This is a genomic window from Variovorax sp. Varisp85 (assembly GCF_047304045.1).
GTDB lineage: Bacteria > Pseudomonadota > Gammaproteobacteria > Burkholderiales > Burkholderiaceae_C > Variovorax.
The window spans coordinates 1-5,872 of sequence record NZ_JBGLYN010000123.1 but is presented as its reverse complement, the minus strand read 5'-3'; the positions used below and the strand labels follow the sequence as shown (position 1 = coordinate 5,872).

Genomic DNA, 5,872 nt, shown 5'->3' with positions numbered 1-5,872 from the left:
CCGTAGCTCAGCGTTTGCTCGCCGAAGCACAGCGCGGGTGCTTCGGGGCGCGCACGCACTTGCCGTTCGATCAGCCGGTGGATCGGCTCGCCCGCTTCGGCTGCCTGCCTGCACGCACCCCACGAGGCCAGTTGCGCACGCTCCGCCTCGCCCAGCAGCGCCACGTCGCCCACCGTCTGCTCGGGGTGGTCCGCCAGAGCCTGCAGCACCGCCAGGTAGTGGTCCGCCATGCGCTCCATGGTCCGCGCCTCGAACAGCTCCGCCGCGTAGCTGAACGTCGCATGCAGCCGACCGTCAGGGCTCTCGTCGGTGACCAGCATCAGATCGAACTGCGCGGCCTGCGCCCCCAGGCCGTAGGGTTCCAGCGCAAGGCCCGGCAGCCCATCCAGTCCCGAGAAATCTCCGCGCTGATGATTGAACAACACCTGGAACAACGGCTGGATGCCCGGCACACGCTCCGGCTGCAGCGCTTCGACCAGTTGCTCGAACGGCAGGTCCTGATGCATCTGCGCACCCAGCGCCGCTTCGTGCGCCTGCGCCAGCACCTGCAGCAGGCTGGTGCGGCTGTCCACCAGCGCGCGCAGCACCTGCGTGTTGACGAAAAAGCCAACCACGCCTTCGGTCTCCACGCGATGGCGATTCGCGATCGGCACGCCCACGCGAATGTCTTCCTGGCCGCTGTAGCGGCCCAGCAGCACCTGGAAACCGGCCAGCAGCACCATGAACAGCGTGCCCTCCTGATGCCGGGCCCGCTTCTGCAGGCCCTGAACCAGCGACGCGGGCACTTCGAACCGGTGGGTGGCCGCACCGTACCGGCCATCGGGCCTGCGGGCGTGGTCGAGCGGCAGTTGCAGCACCGGCTGCGTCCCGCCGAGCTGCGTCTTCCAGTAGGCGAGCTGGCGCTCCAGCTCGCCGGCCTCCAGCCAGTGCCGCTGCCACACTGCGTAGTCGGCATACTGGATCGGCATCGGCTGCAACACCACTGCTTCGTGCTGCACGCAAGCGCGGTACTGCGCCGCGAACTCGTCCACGATGATCTGCAGCGACCCGCCGTCCGAGACGATGTGGTGCATTACCAGCACCAGCACGTGCGTTTCGGGCGCCAGGCGGATCAGCGCCACCCTCATCAGCGGTCCCCGCGTCAGGTCGAAGGGCGTGTTGCCGATGCGCCGTGCCGCTTCGCGGGCCATGGCCTCGCGAGCGCCGGCGTCCGCCAGGCTCAGGTCCAGCAGCGAGAAGTCGAGTTGGCCGTCCTCGCGAATTACCTGCTCGGCGAGTCCGTCGGCATCGGCGCGAAACACCGTGCGCAACGATTCGTGGCGTGCCACCAATGCCTCGAAGCTGGTTCGCACCGCGTCCACGTCCAGCGCCCCCGTGAGCTTGAGCGCATCGCTCACGTGATAGGCCGTGCTCTGCGGATCGAGCTGCCACAGGAACCACTGGCGCAACTGCGCGTAGGAGACATGGCAGCGGTCCTGCGCGGCGTCTTCGCGCGGCAGGATGGGAAACTGATCGAGCGTCAGGCCCTTGGAACGGATGCCCTCGTACACCACGCGGCGCTGCTCGGCCGGCAACCGGGAGAAGCGCTCGGCGATGCGGCGGGCTGCGGTGGTTTCCATCAAACGGTCTCCATGCTGTCGATCAGCGAATCGATTTCTGAAAGGGCCTGGACCACGGGGCTGTCCCGGAGGGCCCCGGCGATCCGGGCAGCCATGGCAGCCAGGGTCGGGTACTGGAAGACGTCGCGGATGGTGAGTTCACTGTGCATGGCGGCATGCAGGCGCGCCACGAGCCGCGCGGACAGCAGCGAATGGCCGCCGAGTTCGAAGAAGTTGTCGTTGCGGCCCACGCGCTGCACGCCCAACACATCGGCCCAGATGGCGGCCAGCTTTTCTTCCACCTCGCCCGCGGGCGCCTCGTAGGCGTGCTCGCTCGTGAACTCCGGCGCCGGCAGGGCCTTGCGGTCCACCTTGCCGTTGGCGTTCAGCGGCAGTGCGTCGAGCACCACCAGCGCGCTCGGCACCATGTAGTCGGGCAGTGCTTCGCCCAGGCGTTCGCGCAGTGCCGTCGTGTCGAGGTCTTGCCCCGACACGTAACCCACGAGCCGCGTGCCCGTCGGGCCTTCGTTGGCGATGACCACCGCCTCTCGCACCTCCCGTTGTGCCAGCAACTGCGCCTCGATCTCCCCGAGCTCGATGCGGAAGCCCCGCGCCTTCACCTGGTGGTCGATGCGGCCCAGGTACTCCAATTGGCCTTCCGCGCTCCAACGCACGAGGTCGCCTGTGCGGTACAGGCGCTCTCCGCCTTCCGTCGCAATGAAGCGCTCCGATGTCAGTCCGGCCCTGTTCAGGTAGCCGCGCGCCAGCCCGGCGCCCGAGACATACAGCTCGCCGGCCACGCCCACCGGTACCGGGTTGAGTTGCCCATCGAGCACGCGCAGTCCGAGGTCCGGGATGGCCACCCCGACCGGACTGCGCTGCCCCTCGAGGTCCGCCGCCGTGATCCGCCGGTAGGTCACATGCACCGTGGTCTCGGTGATGCCGTACATGTTGATCAGTTGCGGACTGTCATCGCCATGGTGCTCGATCCACTGGCGCAGGCGCTGCGGGTCGAGCGCTTCGCCGCCGAAGATGACGGTGCGCAATGTCAAGTCATGGACTTGCGGCAGGCTGGTCAGTTGGCCGAAGGCCGAAGGCGTCTGGTTGAGCACCGTCACCTTCTGCACTTGCAGCAGCTGCAGGAAGTCTTCCGGCGAACGGCTGACCCAGAACGGCACGACCACCAGCTTGCCGCCGGTGCACAGGGCCCCGAAGATCTCCCACACGGAGAAGTCGAAGGCGTAGGAGTGGAACATCGTCCACACGTCCTCGGGGCCGAAGCCGAACCAGGCATCGGTGGCATCGAGCAGCCGTGTCACGTTGCGGTGGCACAGCTGTGCACCCTTGGGACGGCCGGTGGAGCCGGAGGTGTAGATGACGTAGGCGAGGTTCTCGCCGTGCAGGTCGATATCGGGGTTGGTGTGGGGTTCCGCACTAACGTCGAGCGTGTCCAGGGCCAACACCTGCAGCGCCTCGATGCCCGGCACCTGCAGGTGGCTCTGCGTGAGCAGCAGCGCGATGCCGCTGTCGCGGACCATGTAGGCCAGCCGATCTGCGGGGTACTCCCGGTCCAGCGGAACATAGGCGCCGCCGGCCTTCAGGATCGCGAGGATACCCACCACCATCTCGATGGAGCGTTCCACCGCGATGCCCACCTTGGTCTCGGGCTTCACGCCCCGGGCGATCAGCCGGTGTGCAAGGCGGTTGGCCCTGGCATTGAGTTCGCCGTAGCTCAGCGTTTGCTCGCCGAAGCACAGCGCGGGTGCTTCGGGGCGCGCACGCACTTGCCGTTCGATCAGCCGGTGGATCGGCTCGCCCGCTTCGGCTGCCTGCCTGCACGCACCCCACGAGGCCAGTTGCGCACGCTCCGCCTCGCCCAGCAGCGCCACGTCGCCCACCGCCTGTCCGGGGTGGTCCGCCAGGGCCTGCAGCACCGCCAGGTAGTGGCCCGCCATGCGCTCCATGGTCCGCGCCTCGAACAGCTCCGCCGCATAGCGCAGGCTCGCGCGCACGCGGCCATCGGCGTCCTCGGTGGTTTCCAGCGTCAGTTCGAACTGCGTCGCCTGCGCCCCCAGGTCGCACTCGGTCAACGTCAGGCCGGGTATACCCTGCAGCGCAGCAGCGTCACCCCGCTGATGGTTGAACAGCACCTGGAACAGCGGGTTCGCGCCAGGAACGCGTTCCGGCTGCAGCGCTTCCACCAGTTGCTCGAAAGGCAAGTCCTGATGCGCCTGCGCGCCAAGGGCCGCGTCTTTCGCGTGGGCCAGCACCTGCGACAGACTTTCGCGGCCGTCCAGCACGTTGCGCAGCACCTGCGTGTTGACGAAGAAGCCGATGACGTTCTCGGTCTCCGCCCGGTGCCGGTTGGCAATGGGCACGCCCACGCGAATGTCCGGCTCGCCGGTGTAGCGGTTCAGCAGTACCTGGAAGCCTGCGAGCAGGACCATGAACAGCGTCGCGCCCTGGGCCTGCAAGCGCCTGTGCAGCTTGCGAACCAGATCGTTCGGCAGTTCGAAGCCGTGCCGTACCGCGGTGTAGCGGCCATCCGCGTTGCGTGCGCGGTCGGTGGGCAGTTGCAGCACGGGCTGACCGGTGCCGAGGTGCTGCTTCCAGTACGCCAGCTGGCGATCCCGCTCGCCGGCCTCCAGCCAGTCGCGCTGCCATGCGGCGTAGTCGGCGTACTGGATCGGCAGCGGCGGCAGTGCTGCGGTCGCGCCTTGCATGTGCGCGCCGTACTGGGCGACGAACTCGTCGACCACGACCTGCATCGACCAGCCGTCGGACACGATGTGGTGCATCACCACGACGAGCATGTGTTCCTCGGGCGCCAGGCGGATCAGGCCAACACGCAGCAGTGGCCCTTCGGCCAGGTCGAAGGGCGTGTGGCTCAGGCGCGAGGCTTCTTCGTTGCTGCGCGCTTCGCGCTCTCGCTCGTTGCGCAGCGCCGAGAGATCGACCACCGCGATGTCGAGCGGAGCGGCTTCTCGGATCACCTGCTCGGCCAGGCCTTGCGCGTCGGTGCGGAACACGGTGCGCAGCGACTCGTGGCGCTGCACCAGCGCGTCGAAGCTCGCGCGCACGGCGCTCACGTCGAGCGGGCCCGCCAGCTTCAGCGCGCCGCTGATGTGGTACGCCGTGCTCTGCGGGTCGAACTGCCACAGGAACCATTGGCGCATCTGCGCATGGGACAGCGCCAGCGTGCCGGCACGCTGCGCCGCCGTCAGCACGGGGATCGCTTGCGTTTCCGAAGGCTGGCCGCCCTGCACGGCGCGCGCGATGCGAGACAGGCTCTGGTGTTCGAACACCTGACGCGGGTTCAGCGGCACGCCGGCCCTGGCCGCGCGCGCGGTCACCTTGAGGCTCAGGATGGAATCGCCGCCGAGCTCGAAGTAGTTGTCATGGCGGCCGACCTTCTCGACCTGCAGGACTTCGGCCCAGATGGCTGCGAGGGCCTGTTCGACTTCGCCCTGGGGCGCTTCGTACGCCCTGTCGCTGGTGAACTCGGGCGCAGGCAGCGCCTTGCGGTCCACCTTGCCGTTGGCGTTCAGCGGCAGTGCATCGAGCACCATCAGCACGCTGGGCACCATGTAGTCGGGCAACGCTTCACCCAGGCGCTCGCGCAGCGCCGCCGTGTCGATGCCTTGGCCCGATACGTAAGCGACCAGCCTTGCACCCGAGGGGCCTTCGTTCGCGACGACCACCGCCTCCCTCACCTCGGGCTGCGCCTGCAGCTGCGCCTCGATCTCCCCCAGCTCGATGCGAAAGCCCCGCACCTTCACCTGGTGGTCGATGCGCCCCAGGTACTCCAGCTGCCCCTCGTTGCTCCAGCGCACCAGGTCGCCGGTGCGGTACAGCCGGTTGCCGTTGTCGGTGGCAATGAAGCGCTCGGCCGTCAGGCCGGCTCGCCTCAGGTAACCCCGTGCGAGGTGGATGCCGCCCAGGTACAGCTCGCCGGCCACACCGGCCGGGACTTCGTTCAGGCTCGCATCCAGCACATGCGCCTGCGTGTCGCTGATCGGCCGTCCGATCGGCACCTGCGTGCTGCCGTCGTCGCGGCACGTCCACTGGGTGACGTGGATGGTGGTCTCGGTCGGGCCGTACAGGTTCTGCAGCGTGGCGCCGCCCAGTCGCTGCAGCGCTTCCTTCTGCGTGGCCGCGGGCATCGCTTCGCCACCGCAGATGATGTGCTTCAACTTTGTCGTCGCCTCGATGCCCTCGTAGGCCAGGAAGGCCTGCAGCATCGAGGGCACGAAGTTCAGCGTCGTGATCTGGTG

Annotated in this window: 2 protein-coding genes; both read right to left on the bottom strand. The window is 68.2% G+C overall.

What is annotated here, in order from left to right:
• On the bottom strand, window positions 1-1,619 hold a 1,619-nt coding region (locus tag ACCC97_RS28430; protein WP_413336307.1), incomplete at its 3' end, for a condensation domain-containing protein.
• Window positions 1,619-5,872, bottom strand: a 4,254-nt coding sequence (locus tag ACCC97_RS28425) for an amino acid adenylation domain-containing protein (protein ID WP_413336305.1), incomplete at its 5' end; no start/stop codon positions are given. The genes ACCC97_RS28430 and ACCC97_RS28425, both read right to left, overlap by 1 nt.